Here is a 16,610-nt window from a genome sequence, read left to right on the forward strand (position 1 = left end):
TAGTGCAATTGAACAATTTGTATCCAATTCTTCATCTTCAGGTTCAATTTTTCAATCGTGATTAAAGCTTACCCGTGATAAACAGCAATGCTTCTCCGGTAAGCTTTCCTGCCATACCATGCTACTACCAGAAAGCTGATCAGTGGAAGAATGAAAGAGGCATTGACCGCCGGGAAGTCAGTACCGATAATTCCCATGTCGATGATACGCGCCTGCAGGGGAGGTAGCAGTGATCCGCCCAGAATGGCCATGATCAACCCCGCTGCACCAAACTTGGCATCCTCACCCATTCCTTTCAGTGCGATGCCGTAAATGGTGGGGAACATGAGTGACATACAACCTGATATAGCTACCAGGCAGTAGAGACCCCATACATCCCTGAAGAAAATCACACCCAGGGAAAGGATGGCTGCTGTGACGGCAAACGTACGCAGCATTTTTCCCGGGTTGAAGAATTTCATCAGATAGGTTGCTACGAAACGGCTCACGATAAATAGTGACATGGCCACAATGTTGTGCTTCTGCGACAATACTTCGGCAGCCTGTTCATCCATTCCCTGTGCCATGAACACACGGGTGCCGTATTGGATGATAAAGGTCCAACACATGATCTGAGCCCCCACATAGAAAAATTGGGCAATAACCCCCTCCCGGTAGTTGGGGAGGGAGAAGATCCGCCTGATCGTGCTGCCGAAATAGAATGTCTTCTCCTTGTCTCCGTTCACCGGCATGTGGGTGAAGAAAATGATCAGGAAAATCAAGACCACTACCAGCCCGATGGCCAGGTATGGTGTGATGAGGATGGAGAGATCAGATTGGCTGAGAAGCCTGAACTGCTCCTCCGGGAGGGCTGCTCGTTCTGCTGAGTTCATCGGATTGAGTCGTGCTTGTATGAACTGCATTGCCACAAACATTCCCATGAGTGATCCGAGGGGGTTGAACGACTGAGCCAGGTTGAGCCTGCGCGTGGCATTCTCCTCCGGACCCATGGTGAGGATATAGGGGTTGGCACTGGTCTCCAGGAATGACAATCCACAGGTCAAAACAAAATAGGCGAATAGAAACGGCCAATAGCTACCCATCATTTTCGCCGGGAAGAAGAGAAATGCACCGATGGCATAGAGTGCCAGTCCCATCAGGATACCCGATTTGTAGGAGAACTTCTTGATGAAGATTGCAGCCGGAAAAGCCATCGCAAAATAGCCTCCGTAGAAAGCCACTTGTACCAGTGCCCCTTGGGTGACATTCATCCGGAAAATCTTCGAGAATGCCTTCACCATCGGGTTGGTGATGTCGTTGGCAAACCCCCAGAGGGCAAAACAGGATGTGATGATGATGAAAGGAATCAGGTAGTTGACACCGTTGTGTCGCAGCAAGGGTAGTTTTGTTTTATTCATGATTCTGTTCTTATTTGACCACCCCTTTTTTCAGGATGATATTGGCATACAAAGCCTCTTCGCCCGTTGCAATTATGGCATAGGCTTCTCGGGCTCTCTCGTAGAACGGAAACCGATCGAGGAAACCAATCCTGCAGGGTTCCCCGGAACGTTGCAGGAGGTTTAAATATTCCTCCCAGATTACCGGTTTATAATCGTCGCCAGGAACCACATTCATCAGAAATAGCTGATGTTCACTATAACTGTCAAGTGGAAACAGCTCCAGCAACGCTTCCAGGATCTCCGTTCCCGAGAGACCGTCAGCCCTGATCACATTGGATGAACAGGTGTGAGAGGGGAAATTGGCATCGGCAATTACAATCTCATCGCCATGGCCCATCTCCATCAATGTTTTTACCAACAACGGCGACAGAATCTTTGGTATTTTTTTCAGCATAACAATTCCGTGTTAGTGGTTTTTATTGATAGATGGGTCCGAAATTATCGCAAGCACGGTAATCGGCCCCCTCTTTCTCCATGCCGAAAGCGTTCCACACGGAGGGCCTGAAGATCTCATCATCAGCAATGTTGTGCATGCATACCGGGATCCGAAGCATCGATGCCAGGGTGATCAGATCTTTGCCGATATGGCCGTAGCTGATGGCACCGTGATTGGCTCCCCAGTTGTTCATCACCGAATAGACATCCCGGAAGGCGGGCTTGTCGGTAAGGCGCGGCACGAACCAGGTGGTGGGCCAGGTCTTATCGGTACGCTCATTTAGAATCCTGTGCACCTCGGCTCCAATCTCCACGGTCCACCCTTCTGCGATCTGTAGCACAGGTCCCATCCCTTTCACCAGGTTCAGTCTCGACATGGTGACAGGCATGCCACCCTCCGACAGAAAGTTTGAAGAGAAACCCCCTCCACGGAAGTAGTCACGATTGGCAGGATACCAGGTGGTAGCCGCAAGGCACTCATCTACTTCCTGTTGTGTGATCTCCCAGTGAGGCTTCAGTGAGGGTTCACCGTTAAACTGTTGTTTCCCGGTACCATCGAGGGTGGTGGAGCCCGAATTGATCAGGTGAATGATGCCGTTTGCAGCCCTGCCGGTCAGTTCCTTCCCTGTTACCCGTTTCACTGCTTCCGGGCTCCAGTAGGTACGTACATCGGAGAAGAGCTGTGCTCTGTTGGTGAGAAGGTGTCCGAAAAGCATCGACACTCCGTTGAGTGCATCATTCTCGGTTGCCAGGATATAAGCCTCCCGTATGCCGTTCCAGTCAAATGAGCTGTTAAGGATTGCTTCTGAGAAATCACCGTTTGGACGGAAATCGGTCCACTGTCGCTGACCCTGAAAACCCGCAGCGATGGCATTGTGCCCGATAGCTTCCTCCTTGAAGCCCATCTCCCGCAGTTTCGGGTTGCCGGTCATCAGGTCGCGGATGATCAGGGTCATTTTCGCCACAAACTCCCAGTCGGCATCCATCACCTCGCGAGATCTCTTTTTTGTTTCACTGTTAAAGTCCTCTCCCTCATTAGGCTTGCACTTTTCTTCCGTCCAAGCCATTGCCCTCTCAAATTCAACCCGGTCGTAGATGCCCTCTTCAATCCGACGCAAAATCTCGGTAGAGTCGACCGATTCGTTACGCATTCCCAGATACTCCTGGAAGAAGTCGGGATTAACCATTGATCCGGCGATGCCCATGGAGACACTGCCGATGGAGAGGTAGGAGCGGCCGCGCATGGTGGCAACCGCTTGTGCCGCACGGGCAAAGCGGAGCAACTTTTCCTGTACATCGTCTGGAATGCTGTTGTCACTGATGTCCTGGATGTCACGGCCATAGATGCCAAAAGCGGGTAACCCTTTTTGCGCGTGTGCAGCCAACACCGCAGCAAGATATACTGCGCCGGGTCGCTCGGTACCGTTGAAACCCCATACTGCTTTCGGATAATGTGGGTTCATGTCCATGGTCTCGGTGCCGTAACACCAACAGGAGGTGACAGTGATGGTTGCACCTACTCCTGCGCGTTCAAACTTTTCTGCACAGGCGGCGCTCTCACCCACACGCCCGATGGTGCCATCTGCAATCACACACTCTACAGGGCTGCCGTCACCATTCTTCAGGTGGCTGCTTATGAGATCTGATACAGCCCTGGCCAGGTTCATTGTTTTATCTTCAAGGCTTTCTCTGACGCCTCCCTGTCGGCCGTCAATTACCGGTCGAATGCCGATTTTTGGGTAGTTATGCATAATGGATATATATTTAGGGTCTGCTTATTAAATCCTAATCAGGCACACAATTTCATTTGTGGCCCGAGTGGATAAATGTTTATATTTCTCACTTTCATCAGTTTCAATAGTAACGAGACAAAATAAGACAAGGGAATATCCCTCATATGTCGGATCAGGTTCATCACAAAAATGATAGCCCCTATCCAACTGTTTGATGTCGTGGCCAATCTGGCGCGGATATCATTTAAACCATATCCACGTTTCCCCTGACCAAACTTTCCTTCAACCTGATTGCGTTCCGCCGCCTCTCGTCGCTCTTTACGTTTTTGGTATCTGCTCTTGATCTCTTTTATCGGTTTTCGTCCCAGTGGTTCCCCGGTGTAGCGGATTCTTTTCTCTTTCAAAAACCGTCTGTTCTCCCGGGTGAGATAAATCTTATCCACCTGAACCAGCTCCGGGTATTTCCCTGTCAGTTCCCTAAAGCGTTCGACCTGTGCCTGAAGATCCTGCCCCTCGTTAAAGGCATCCCAGTCAAAATGATCCACCCTGGCATATCCATCCAGCAGGCTGATGTTGATCTTGGCGCCAAACTCCGTCTTGGCCTTGGCCTTGCCACGCACGATGGGACGTACATGCGGCTGATGAATGCTCACGATGCGATCTTCTACTTGATGGCTCTTCTTCTTGTACATTGTCTCCTGTTGTTCCAGCAGATGCTGGATAACAAAAAAATATTTCAGTTGCCGCCTGTCAAAAGGAACCGGTTCATCCTTTATGGTGTCCAGCATCTCATTGATAGTCCGTACATCCCGCTTCAGGTAGTTGATTTGCTTGCGTATCGCTTGTCTTAAAACGTTGGCAGGTTTTCTCTTCATCTTCGATACATTCAAAAAATCCTTGCGTGCAACCCTTCTGTATGTACGGGGTTTATCTTTAATACCCAGTTTTAAACACAACTCATCAATCAACTCCTCGGCCTTTTGACGACTCTCGTTCAGCAGATCCAGATCGGTGGGATACTTGATATCCGCATCACAGACCGTTGCATCCAATTGAAGCTTCCCCTTGTTCCCGGGATGTGGATCAGGGTCGTCATCATTATCATCTTCTTCATCCTTCGTAACCGTGTCAGCCTTTTCTTGTTTTGTCCCGGCTTTCAGCTTCAACCCTTTTCTTATTAAATCGTCTGTCAATGATTCAAAGACATCCAGATCAATGCGTTTCCTGATGGAAACCAGCAGCGAGGGCGTCATTACCTGTTCATAAGTGAAAGCTTCGAGTCCAAGAAAATACTGCATGTAGGGATTCTCCTGGATCATCTCTATCACACCGCGATCGTCCGTCTTCATGATGTGCTTGATGATGATCACTCCCAGCACAAGCCTGGCATCCTTGGTGGGGGCACCACGGTTGCTCTTGAAGTTCTTGTAGTAAAGCCGGGCGAACTCTTCCCAGGGAACTATTTTTGAAAGAACAACCCACCGGTTATTCTCATCCAGTTTTGCCTCAAAAGGCATCTTGAACTCGGATATTGAAAGCTGTCTGGAGCTCTTGTATCGTATCATAAAATGCAAGGTTTATGAAGTAAAAATACTCAATTTCTTGCAGTTATGCAAATTTTATATCGTTTAATTTGCTGATTTTCAGAATAAATATCTATTATTCAGCAGACCCTATTTATAATTGTTTTTGTTAATAGGAATTTCGTTCTGTAATGGTCGTTGGTAAATATGTCTGAATTGGTTCTCCCGAAGTCACAAATGCTGCTGCCAGTTCTCCCATGCGACGAAAGTCAATGCTGATGCTGGAGATGCCGACATCTATCACTTCATAAAAAGGATTTTCATTGTACGCCAGCAACCCATAATCATATTTCATGCGGAGCTTTTCTTTACGTCCCTGCTTGATGATGTTCACGATGTCCTCCTGTTTGATGACCAGATAGAAGGAATTGCTGCTGATGGTACTCTCTTCATTCACCTCATCCAGGATCTCAAAGTCGAAATCATTGTCGATACAAAACTTACTGAAGTACTCTTTGCTACTGGCGGGATGTTTGTGACTCTTGTTAAATACAAAATATAGTTTTCGGTAGTTGCAAAGACGATCCTTAATACTTTCCAGCGCTTGGTAAAGTGCTTCGTCGAAATCCTGACAGAGATAGGAGAAATCATCTTTGGCAAATTTCCCAAAATCGAGCAGGAGCAATTTCTTCTTGTCCAGTTTTCCCAATGAATCCGCAAAATTCTCATTGTGGTAGTTCATGACAATGTAATGGTTGTACATGCCAGCTGAATCGTCGATAATCTGATTGAAGAGCTGTTCGTTGTATTGGTGAAACCAGAGATCGATGTGGTAGTTGTCCGGAAGATTATTGCGAAGTGTGTTATAAAGTACCTCTTTGAATGGAGAATATTCATCCAGGAGCAATAGGATGTTCCTGTTGACAGACGAGACATAATAGTTTTTACCATGTACTGATTCTATAATCCCCCTATTTTTTAAATCAGAAAATGCCTTGAAAACTGTGTCGCGTGAAATGTGAAAATCTTTGCTCAATTGGTTGATGGAGGGAAGCTTGTCGCCATAATTCAATTCACTGGAAGCGATTAAATTTTGGATATAATCTACCAGCTGTTGTACTTTCGAGTTTCTATTGGTAAATTGCAGGTTCATCTTAATTCGGTTTATAGTACTGTGCTGTACTGTGCTAGCCGACTGTAAAAATAGAATCAAACTTGCAACAAAAAAAATGATCCGATATGTTGTGCAACACATCAGATGAAATCTTATTGATGTGGGGGGGGCGATTGCAACGCTCCAAAAAGCAACCGACCGGACGCTTCACAGTGTCCGGCCGGTTTTTGGAAAATCAAAAAGTCATATAAGAAATAGAACTATTGTCTTGTGGTTTTTTTTTATTTAATAGTATTCATCTGATGAGATTACGGGTATCGGGATCTCGGTGCGTGTGTTGACCGAAGCCTCGTTGTACCTGTAAATCACATCATATGTGACATCTTTATCCCACTCTTTCACTTTCACGGACAACAAAACCGAATCTGCAGTACTGCTTCTCAGAGGTTTCAGATCGAAGCAGACAAACCCTTCGAAAAGTTTTGTACGGTCGCTCTGGTAAGCGTTGTGACGGAATTCCAAATTGATAGGGTCATCCGATGATACTGCCGAGGCACTGTTTTTTACAAGGTTGATGGCATGTGGTTTCACTCCACCGTAATTGAACATGAAAGAGACGTTGAGGTAATCACCCCCTACCCATACCGCATTTGACTTCACCGGGTCATTGCCGATGCTATCGGCATTCTCAGCGTTCAGTTCAATTACATCTTTGGTAAGAATGTTCCATATGTCATTCACCTTCACGTAATGGTCGTAACCGCTTTGTGCATCAGAGAGGATGGTGTAGTTCAGAAATACTCTCTGGTTGAAGGTGGGATTGTAGGGTACTGCACTGGCGGCAGGCCAAAGCCTTTTGCCGTTGTCCAGCAACAGTGAATATGCATCCTCTCCTTCGGGGTTCACGGTTGCTATGTCGATTCCGAAACTTCCAAGTGAATGAGAATTGTCGTCACATGAAACCATTGCCAGTAAGATACCGGCCGACACTAAAGTAAATGTCAAAAGCGTTTTCCTCATATGAAATCACTCGATGATTACTAATTGAAAGATGCATGAATTGTATAAAACGTTGCACCGTAAAGAGAGAAAAAAGAGTGATTAACAAAGATTAACATGATCTTATGAGGCAGCAATCATACAAACTCGGACAGCGGCTTACTAACCGTTTGGGTAGAGTTTGCGTATCAGGTCCGGACGGTTCATCTTTTTAAGGGCGCGGATGATCTGTTGCTTATTACGCCGGTCATGCCAGAAGAAGAACTGTCGTTGTCCATTTTTCTCTTCCTTAGTGATGGCGGTGTAGACCGGTTTGAGCGTGTAGGGATGAAAGCCGGTATAGTAGATCTCAGTGGCAAGGGTCATGGGTGAGGGGGTGAAATCCTGTACCTGTTCCAGTTTGAAATGCAAGTTCTTGGTGATCGCGGCAAGCTCTGCCATGTCTTCTTCGCTGCATCCAGGATGGGACGAGATGAAATAGGGAATCAGTTGTTGGTTGAGTCCCTCTTTGCGGTTCACCTCGTCAAAGATTGCCTTGAACCGGTAGAAGAGTTGGAAGGAGGGCTTCCGCATCAGTGACAATGTCGCATCTGAAGTGTGCTCGGGTGCAACTTTCAGTCTCCCCGACACGTGGCGGGTGATCACTTCCCGCAGATAGCTTTGTGCGGAGTTGCGATCAGTGGTATCAGCTCCTTCTTGCAGCAACATGTCGTAACGGATTCCACTGCCGATAAACGATTTTTTTATACCGGGAATGGTGTCGACCGACCGGTAGATATCGAGCAGGGGAGCGTGGTTGGTGTTGAGGTTGAAGCATACCTTTGGAAAGATGCAGGAGGGGCGTTTGCATTTCTCGCAGATGGAGAGATCCTTTCCTTGCATCCGGTACATATTGGCCGAGGGGCCACCCAGGTCACTGATGTATCCCTTGAATCCCGGCATCCGGGTGATTTTTTTCACCTCTTCGAGCACCGATTTCTTTGATCTGGATGCGATAAACTTGCCCTGATGGGCAGAGATGGTGCAGAAAGCACAGCCGCCGAAACAGCCCCGATGCAGGTTGACCGAGAACTTGATCATCTCGTAAGCCGGGATCTGTTTTTCACGATACTTGGGATGGGGTAGGCGGGTATAGGGGAGGTCATAGGAGGCATCAATCTCCGCTTCGTTCATCGGCGGAAAGGGTGGGTTCACCACGAGCATCTCTCCCCCCACCTCTTGAAGGATGCGGGCCGCATGTAAACGGTTCGACTGCTCCTCAACCACCCGGAAGTTGCGAGCCTGGTTGATCTTCTCCTGAAGGCATTCCTCGTGGGAGAAGAGAGTCACCTCCTCCTCGAAGGGGTTTGGGGGTATGTTTGTTCCGGAACAGAGGAAAGCTGTCTGGGGTATCTCCCTGATTTCATTCATGCTTTTTCCTCTTTTCAGTTCAGCGATCAACTGACGCAGCGGTTGTTCCCCCATTCCGTAGATCAGCATATCGGCACCCGTCTCTGCCAGAATCGTTTTGTGCAGGGAGTCATCCCAGTAATCGTAGTGCGTCACCCTTCTCAGAGAAGCTTCAACGCCGCCCAGCACGACAGGTACTTCGGGAAAGAGTTGTTTCAGAATTTGGGTGTATACCGTTACTGCCCGGTCGGGACGCATGTCGGAGCGCCCGTCGGGGGTGTAGGCATCGTTCGAGCGGAGCCGTTTGTTGGCAGTATAGTGGTTGATCATCGAGTCCATCACGCCGGCGGTCACGGCAAAGAAGAGGCGGGGTCTGCCCAGTTTTTTGAAGTCACGCAGGTCATCCCGCCAATTGGGTTGCGGTACGATGACCACCCGCAATCCCTCACTCTCCAGCAGTCGTCCAATCACGGCGGTGCCGAAGGAAGGATGATCCACGTAAGCATCTCCCGAGAAGAGGATCACGTCAGCTTCCTCCCACCCGCGGAGCAGCATCTCTTTTTTGGTAGTGGGCAGCCAGTCGGTTAGCTGCAGGTTTTTCTCCTCTTTCATCTCTTTTCGTGATGTTTCTCTTTTTCCCTAAGTTCGTCGGCAAGTACCTCTGCCCTGGCTACCGCCAGGTGGATGTTGCCACAGATATTTTCCTCTCCTACGATACCGGGTATTTCTGACATGTTGAGGCTTGTGCGCAGGGTCTCGCTTACACCTGAGAGGATTACCAGTATCTTCTCCTTACGGGAGTTACGGCAGAGGTTCTCGAGGTTGTTCAACCCGGTGGAATCGATAAAGGGTACCTTGCGCATGCGGATGATGCGTATGCGGTGATGGCTTCCGGTCTCGCGCATCAATTCATCGAACTTGTTGGCTACACCGAAGAAGAAGGGGCCATCAATCTCGTACACTTCCGTGTTGTGAGGCAGGTAAAGCACCTCCTCCTCCCGGTCGGCTGCATGTGATTCCATCTCTCTGGTGATGTCTATCTTTCCGGTGGTATGTCTTATCTGCGTACTTTCGTTGGTTCGTTTCAGGAAGGCGAAGACCGCCAGCAACAAACCCACTTCGATGGCGATGGTGAGGTCGAAGATGACTGTCAGCAAGAAGGTGGTGAGCAATATGGCCATGGTCGATCGAGACTGTTTCAGGAGTGAGCGGAAGGTGCGCCACTCACTCATGTTGTAAGCTACCACCACAAGCACGCCGGCCAGGCAGGCCATTGGGATATGTCTGGTAAGATCACCCAGGAAGAGTACGATCAGCAACAATACAAGGGCATGAATAATCCCAGCCACCGGGGTGCGTCCCCCGTTGTTGATGTTGGTCATGGTGCGGGCAATGGCACCCGTGGCGGGGATTCCCCCGAAGAAGGGAGCGATGATGTTGGCAGCACCCTGTGCTACCAGCTCCATGTTTGAGTTATGCTTTTTTCCTGTCACCCCATCGGCCACCGTGGCCGAGAGGAGCGACTCGATGGCACCCAGTATGGCGATGGTGAAGGCTGCAGGGAAGAGCATCCGGACAGTCTCGAGGTTCAGCGATATCTGCTCCACAGCGGGTAGTTGCTTGTTGATCACAAACCGATCGCCGATGGTCTCTATGGCAATGCCGCCATACTGTTTCATCAACCAGGCAGCCACGGTGATCACTACAATGGCGATGAGTGATCCTGGTATCTTCTTCGATATCTTTGGAGTGAGCATGATGATGGCAATACTGGCCAGGCCGAGCAACAATGTCCAGCCATCCGTCGTGTCGAAATGCTGAAAGTAGATCACCCACTTCTCCAGAAAGCCTGAGGGTAGTTTAGGGGTGGTAAGGCCGAAGAGATCCTTGATCTGTGTGGAAAAGATGGTGAGGGCGATGCCACTGGTGAATCCCACCACAATGGGATAGGGGATGAATTTGATTACGCTGCCCAGCTTGAGGAAACCCATCATCAGAAGCATTGCACCGGCCAGTACCGTCGCGATGGCGAGCCCCTGTACGCCGTACTGCTCGACGATGCCGTAGACAATCACGATAAAGGCACCGGTGGGACCCCCTATCTGGACAGTGCTGCCCCCCAGGAAGGAGATGATGAAACCGGCGATGATGGCTGTGTAGATCCCTTTTTCTGGCGTTACTCCTGAAGCGATTCCAAAGGCAATTGCCAGAGGCAATGCCACCACACCCACAATCAGACCGGACATTAAATCGGCCATGAACTTCTCCCTGTTGTAGGTTCTCAGGGTTTGAAAAAGCACCGGTTGGAAATCAGTAAGAAAATTGAAACGCATAACCTAATCATTAATCGCTGCAAAGATAGGCAATTTTATTTTGCATTTGCTTTCAAGAGGGCTGATTTTCAGAAAAGAGGGGGAGTCAACTCGGGAAGGAGAGGAGATTTGTGCCGATTAAATGTTTCCCTGTTCCACCATGACGCAGACCCGCTCGGTCACACGATCCTCCCCATAAGGGTTGTAACGGGTCTTAAGGCTGTTGCCGAACAGGCCGGCAAAGACATTGTAGGTCCACGCTTTGAAGCTACCCATAAAGGCATCGATGATGTGGTAGGAGGAGGAGTTGGTCTCCCGGTCTACCAACTTCATGAGCAGCTGTCCCTGGGAGCGGGTCAGCTTCTTCATCTTGGGCGTATATTGATCCATCAGATATTTCTCCATCTGGTTGAGGTGATCCTGTCGGGTCTTGTCGTCGGGGAGTGTCTCCATGTATTCATAGGTCTCGGTGATGATACCGGCAATTTGCTTGGCATAAGGGAGTGTTTTCTTAACATCACGTACCAGCTTGGTGTAAGCAATCTTATCCTTGTTACTGCGGAAGCGGATCGGAGAGTATTTCACGAAATCGGTCAGCCACATGCAGGCCACCGTGTCTCCTTCTATGACTACCGCTGGGTAGACGTTCGGCATCAAGAAGATCGTAGAGACAGGGCCGTTATTCTCCGGGTTGATGTTAGCAGCATAATAATCCTGGCCGATACTGTTTAAAGGCATCAGCTGAACAACAAGACCGATGAGTATGGAGTAGCGAGCATTCATTTCACCACAAAGATATATGCATTGTTTTATTTCGTCGCTTCAAATCACGTTAAGTGTCGTTAATTAAGATCCCTATTTTTAGATTGTTAAGAAAATAGGTATGACGTAAAAATGAAATGAGCGATGCAGTTTATCAAAAAAATTAAGAATTTCGCGGTCATGTTTCAGAAAAAACGTATATTTGAGAACACCAACACATAAGGATATGACATATCATCATCTGGGAGAAGTTGTTCACCGGCAAGCCCTTAAATACAAGCATAAAACTGCGTTAAAATATCAGGATCCCGATGGGAAGTGGGTAGACATGTCTTGGAGGTTATTCTCCTCAACCATTAAAAAAGCGGCCCAGGCGATGGCTGAGATGGGGGTCAATCCTGGCGATAACCTGGGTGTCTATTCCCAGAACATGGAAAAGTACCTGGTCACCGATTACGCTGCATACGCCAACAGGGCGGTGATGGTGCCCATGTATGCCACCGCTTCACCCGCACAGGTGAGTTATATCGTCCGGGATGCAGCCATCCGCATCCTCTTCGTGGGGGAGCAGTTTCAATACAACAACGCCTGGAAGGTACAGCAGGAGAACAACCGCCTGGAGCAGTTGGTTATCTTCGACCGGAAGGTGGTAAAGAAAGCAGAAGATACCACATCGGTCTATTTTGATGATTTCATCGCCACGGGTGACAATTCTGAAACCATTACACTGGTCAACGCTCGTCTCAAACAGCTCAAAGATAATGACATGGCAACCATCATCTACACCTCGGGCACCACGGGTGAACCCAAGGGGGTGATGCTCACCCATGCCAACTACATGAAGGCGATGGTGATCCACGACCAGCGCATCACCGGCATGTCGGACAAGGATCTCTCCATGTGCTTTCTCCCGCTGACACACATCTTTGAGAAGGCGTGGACCTATTACTGTCTTCACATGGGGACGGCTGTAGCAATCAATCGCGATCCCAATGAGATACGCAAGAACCTGAAAGTGGTGCGCCCCACCCTGATGAGCAATGTGCCCCGTTTCTGGGAGAAGGTGTATGACGGGGTGCAGGAGACCATCAACAATGCATCGGGAGTGCTCAAGTGGCTCTTCCAGGATGCAGTCACCACGGGACGCCGTCACAATCTGGAGTACCGCAACGAGGGTAAGCGTCCCCCGCTGACTAACCGGCTGAAGTTTTTCTTCTATCGCTATACCATTTATTACCTGATCAAACGGGTGGTAGGCATCGACCGCGGCAACTTCTTCCCGGTGGCGGGTGCCCCTCTCTCAGATAACATCAATCGATTCATGCAGTCGATCGATGTGCACCTGATCTACGGATATGGCCTCTCCGAGACCACCGCTACCGTGAGCTGCTTCCCGGCAAAGGGTTTCAGGATTGGTACAGTAGGCAAGGTGATGCCTGACATTGAGGTGAAGATCGGTGAGAACAGCGAGATCCTGGTGAAGGGAGGGACGGTGATGAAGGGATATTACAACAAGCCGGAAGCCACGGCGGAAGTATTCACCGAAGATGGTTTCTTCAGGACCGGTGATGCCGGGTTGTTGACAGAAAACAACGAGATCATCCTCACCGAGCGGATCAAGGATCTTTACAAGACCTCCAACGGGAAGTACATTGCTCCGCAGATGATCGAAACAAGGGTCAGCGAAGACAAGTATGTCGATCAGGTCGCTGTTATCGGTGATGAGCGCAAGTTCGTCAGTGCACTGGTAGTACCCAACTTTGAGGCGCTGAAAATTTATGCCGGTGATCAGCAGATCCCCTACAGCTCAGTAGAGGAGCTGGTGCAAAAAGAGGAGATCATCGATTTTGTCTTCGGGCAGATAGAGTTGCTTCAGTCGCAGTTCACCTCCTACGAGAAGATCAAACGGATCACGCTCCTCTCTCAGCCTTTCAGCATGGAACAGGGTGAGCTGACCAACACCCTGAAACTGCGTCGCAAGGTGATCCTGGAGCACTATCACGATCTCATTGAAAAGATGTATGCTGATTAAAGTTGTTGGCTGCATACCAAATCCATGAACCTTTTTCGTGATCCAAAAGCCTTCGGCTGAATGGCTCTACTTCAGAACTTATTTGCTATCTTTGCACCGTTTTTTAAAATGGCTAGGAATGGACTACAATTTCGGAGAGATAGAAAAACGGTGGCAGCAATATTGGGCTGACCATAAGACCTACAAGGTGACGGAAGATGGCACAAAACTCAAGTTCTATGTGCTCGACATGTTTCCCTATCCGTCGGGAGCCGGACTACATGTGGGGCATCCGCTGGGTTACATCGCATCCGATATCTTTTCCCGATTCAAACGTTTGCAGGGCTTCAACGTGCTGCACCCCATGGGCTACGACGCTTACGGCCTTCCTGCCGAACAGTATGCCATCCAGACGGGACAGCACCCCGCAGTCACTACCGAGCAGAACATTGCCCGTTACCGTGAACAGCTCGACAAGATTGGCTTTTCCTACGACTGGGACCGGGAGGTGCGTACCTGCGACCCCGGCTACTACAAGTGGACCCAGTGGGCTTTCATACGCATGTTCCACTCCTACTATTGCAATCAAGCCAACCAGGCACGACCCATTGCCGAGCTGGAGCAGGTTTTTTCCCAACAGGGTACCGAAGGGCTTGACCTGGCCTGCAGTGAACCGATGAACTTCACCGCGGCAGAGTGGAACGCCATGAGTGAAAAGGAACATCAGCAGATATTGATGAACTACCGTATCGCCTACCTGGGCGACACCATGGTCAACTGGTGCTCACAGCTGGGCACGGTGCTGGCCAATGATGAGGTGAGTGAAGGTCTCTCCATTCGCGGGGGTTATCCTGTAGAACAGAAGAAGATGCGGCAGTGGTGCCTGCGGGTGTCTGCTTACGCACCCCGCCTGCTGGAGGGATTGGAGAGGGTGGCGTGGAGCGACTCACTCAAGGAGACGCAACGCAACTGGATCGGCCGCAGCGAGGGTGCCGTAATGCATTTCAATACCCCCGGCGGTGTCACCTTCGACATCTTCACCACCCGTGCCGATACCATCTTCGGCGTCACCTTCATGGTGCTGGCTCCCGAGAGTGAGCTGGTGGAACAACTGACCACCCCTGAGCAGCGCGATGCCGTTAAACAATATATTGAGAGAACAGGTAAAAAGACAGAACGGGAAAGAATTGCCGATCGGTCGGTGAGTGGTGTCTTCTCCGGTACATACGCTACCCACCCCTTCACGGGTGAACCGCTGCCCATATGGATCTCAGACTATGTGCTGGCCGGCTATGGGACCGGTGCCATCATGGCAGTTCCTGCACACGATAGTCGTGACTATACCTTTGCCAGACATTTCAACCTCCCCATCGTACCGCTCATTGAGGGGTGTGATGTCTCCCAGGAGAGTTTCGATGCGAAGGAGGGGGTGATGATCAACTCTCATTTCCTCAACGGGCTGACCGTGAAGGAGGCAATCCCCGCGGCCATCGATGCGGTGGAGGAGCAGGGCCTTGGTTACCGCAAGGTCAACTACCGCCTGCGTGATGCCATCTTCTCCCGTCAACGCTACTGGGGTGAGCCGTTCCCTATCTACTACAAAGAGGGGATGCCTTACACATTGCCGGAGGAGCAGCTGCCGCTGGAGCTGCCCGAGGTAGACAAGTTCCTGCCCACCGAGACAGGTGAGCCACCCCTGGGACGGGCAAAGAACTGGCATACCAGCGAGGGATTCCCCCTGGAGATGAACACCATGCCCGGCTTCGCCGGTTCATCGGCTTACTATCTCCGTTACATGGATCCCCACAACGAAGAAGCACTGGTGTCGGAACAGGCCAACAGCTACTGGCGGAACGTGGACCTCTACATCGGCGGTACGGAACATGCCACCGGTCACCTTGTTTACAGCCGTTTCTGGAACAAGTTCCTTTTCGATATCGGTGCAACCTGTGAGGAAGAACCCTTCAAGAAACTGGTCAACCAGGGGATGATTCAGGGACGCAGCAACTTTGTCTATCGCATCAAGGGCAGCAACCGCTTCGTCTCACTCAACCTGAAAGAATCATATGAGGTGACACCCATTCATGTGGATGTGAACATGGTACACAACGATATTCTCGACCTTGAGGCGTTCCGTAACTGGAATCCCGAGTACAAGAATGCCGAGTTCATCCTCGAGGATGGGAAGTATATCTGTGGCTGGGCCGTGGAGAAGATGTCGAAATCGATGTTCAACGTGGTGAACCCGGATGACATCGTTTCCCGTTATGGTGCCGACACGCTGCGGCTCTATGAAATGTTCCTCGGACCACTGGAGCAATCAAAACCATGGGACACCAACGGCATCGATGGCGTGCATCGTTTCCTCCGTAAGGTATGGAATCTTTTCTATCAGGGAGAGCTCTTTGCAGTAACTGATGAGGAGCCGTCGCGCGATGCACTCAAGGCACTGCACAAGCTGATCAAGAAAGTGACCTCCGACATCGAACAGTTCTCATTCAACACCTCCGTCTCAGCTTTCATGATCTGCCTCAACGAACTGACAGCCTTGAAATGCCGTAACCGAACCGTGCTGAGCGATCTGGTGGTCTGCCTGGCCCCCTTTGCACCCCATATCTCGGAGGAGCTGTGGCATGCACTGGGCAACGAGAGCACTGTTTGTGATGCTGCCTGGCCCCTTTGGAACGAGGAATACCTGAAGGAGGATACCTTCGCTTATGCCATCTCATTTAATGGCAAGTCGCGCTTTGTGATCGAGTTCGCTGCCGATGCCTCCAATGATGAGATTCAACAGGCGGTATTGGCTCATCCCTCTTCTCAGAAGTGGCTGGAAGGTAAAACGCCGAAGAAGGTGATCATCGTACCGCGGAAGATTGTCAATGTGGTGATCTGA

The 16,610-nt window shown here is 49.9% G+C and carries 11 protein-coding genes; 2 read left to right on the forward strand and 9 right to left on the reverse strand.

Going from position 1 to position 16,610, the window contains the following annotated elements; genetic code table 11:
• Positions 1-68: 68 nt before the first annotated feature.
• The 9 genes from fucP to JS578_07915 form a co-directional block, all read right to left on the reverse strand.
• On the reverse strand, positions 69-1,397 hold the full coding sequence (gene fucP / locus JS578_07875; GenBank protein QRX62815.1) for an L-fucose:H+ symporter permease: 1,329 nt from the start codon (positions 1,395-1,397) through the stop codon (positions 69-71).
• Between the two features lie 10 nt (positions 1,398-1,407).
• Positions 1,408-1,833: an L-fucose mutarotase gene (gene fucU, locus JS578_07880; protein QRX62816.1), complete on the reverse strand. Its 426-nt coding sequence runs from the start codon at positions 1,831-1,833 to the stop codon at positions 1,408-1,410.
• Between the two features lie 22 nt (positions 1,834-1,855).
• Entirely contained in the window at positions 1,856-3,625 is a 1,770-nt protein-coding gene (fucI, locus tag JS578_07885; protein ID QRX62817.1) for an L-fucose isomerase, read from the reverse strand.
• A gap of 38 nt (positions 3,626-3,663) precedes the next feature.
• Positions 3,664-5,172, reverse strand: a complete 1,509-nt coding sequence (locus tag JS578_07890) for an IS5 family transposase (protein ID QRX62818.1) — start codon at positions 5,170-5,172, stop codon at positions 3,664-3,666.
• 127 nt (positions 5,173-5,299) lie between these two features.
• Positions 5,300-6,283: a GntR family transcriptional regulator gene (locus JS578_07895; protein QRX62819.1), complete on the reverse strand. Its 984-nt coding sequence runs from the start codon at positions 6,281-6,283 to the stop codon at positions 5,300-5,302.
• Between the two features lie 246 nt (positions 6,284-6,529).
• The gene (locus JS578_07900) at positions 6,530-7,264 is read right to left on the reverse strand and encodes a NigD-like N-terminal domain-containing protein (protein ID QRX62820.1); all 735 of its coding nucleotides are present in this window, start codon (positions 7,262-7,264) and stop codon (positions 6,530-6,532) included.
• A 141-nt stretch (positions 7,265-7,405) separates the two neighbouring features.
• Entirely contained in the window at positions 7,406-9,244 is a 1,839-nt protein-coding gene (locus JS578_07905) for a YgiQ family radical SAM protein (protein ID QRX62821.1), read from the reverse strand.
• Entirely contained in the window at positions 9,241-10,965 is a 1,725-nt protein-coding gene (gene sulP, locus JS578_07910; protein QRX62822.1) for a sulfate permease, read from the reverse strand. The genes JS578_07905 and sulP overlap by 4 nt, the downstream gene beginning before the upstream one ends.
• A 117-nt stretch (positions 10,966-11,082) precedes the next feature.
• Positions 11,083-11,727 carry a DUF4294 domain-containing protein gene (locus JS578_07915; GenBank protein ID QRX62823.1) on the reverse strand — a complete coding sequence of 215 codons (645 nt, stop codon included), beginning with the start codon at positions 11,725-11,727 and terminating at the stop codon, positions 11,083-11,085.
• 205 nt (positions 11,728-11,932) lie between these two features.
• Here JS578_07915 and JS578_07920 point away from each other — a divergent pair, with 205 nt between their 5' ends.
• Both JS578_07920 and JS578_07925 read left to right on the forward strand, forming a co-directional pair.
• Entirely contained in the window at positions 11,933-13,738 is a 1,806-nt protein-coding gene (locus tag JS578_07920; protein QRX62824.1) for a long-chain fatty acid--CoA ligase, read from the forward strand.
• Positions 13,739-13,856: 118 nt separating this feature from the next.
• Complete coding sequence (locus JS578_07925) at positions 13,857-16,610, forward strand: leucine--tRNA ligase (GenBank protein ID QRX62825.1); 2,754 nt, start codon at positions 13,857-13,859, stop codon at positions 16,608-16,610.

Source organism: Dysgonomonadaceae bacterium zrk40 (assembly GCA_016916535.1).
Classification (GTDB): domain Bacteria; phylum Bacteroidota; class Bacteroidia; order Bacteroidales; family Dysgonomonadaceae; genus Proteiniphilum.

Coding starts and splice junctions, on each gene's coding strand:
- fucP (QRX62815.1), bottom strand. CDS start 1,397: ATGAATAAAACAAAACTACCCTTGCTGCGACACAACGGTGTCAACTAC.
- fucU (QRX62816.1), bottom strand. CDS start 1,833: ATGCTGAAAAAAATACCAAAGATTCTGTCGCCGTTGTTGGTAAAAACA.
- fucI (QRX62817.1), bottom strand. CDS start 3,625: ATGCATAACTACCCAAAAATCGGCATTCGACCGGTAATTGACGGCCGA.
- JS578_07890 (QRX62818.1), bottom strand. CDS start 5,172: ATGATACGATACAAGAGCTCCAGACAGCTTTCAATATCCGAGTTCAAG.
- JS578_07895 (QRX62819.1), bottom strand. CDS start 6,283: ATGAACCTGCAATTTACCAATAGAAACTCGAAAGTACAACAGCTGGTA.
- JS578_07900 (QRX62820.1), bottom strand. CDS start 7,264: ATGAGGAAAACGCTTTTGACATTTACTTTAGTGTCGGCCGGTATCTTA.
- JS578_07905 (QRX62821.1), bottom strand. CDS start 9,244: ATGAAAGAGGAGAAAAACCTGCAGCTAACCGACTGGCTGCCCACTACC.
- sulP (QRX62822.1), bottom strand. CDS start 10,965: ATGCGTTTCAATTTTCTTACTGATTTCCAACCGGTGCTTTTTCAAACC.
- JS578_07915 (QRX62823.1), bottom strand. CDS start 11,727: ATGAATGCTCGCTACTCCATACTCATCGGTCTTGTTGTTCAGCTGATG.
- JS578_07920 (QRX62824.1), top strand. CDS start 11,933: ATGACATATCATCATCTGGGAGAAGTTGTTCACCGGCAAGCCCTTAAA.
- JS578_07925 (QRX62825.1), top strand. CDS start 13,857: ATGGACTACAATTTCGGAGAGATAGAAAAACGGTGGCAGCAATATTGG.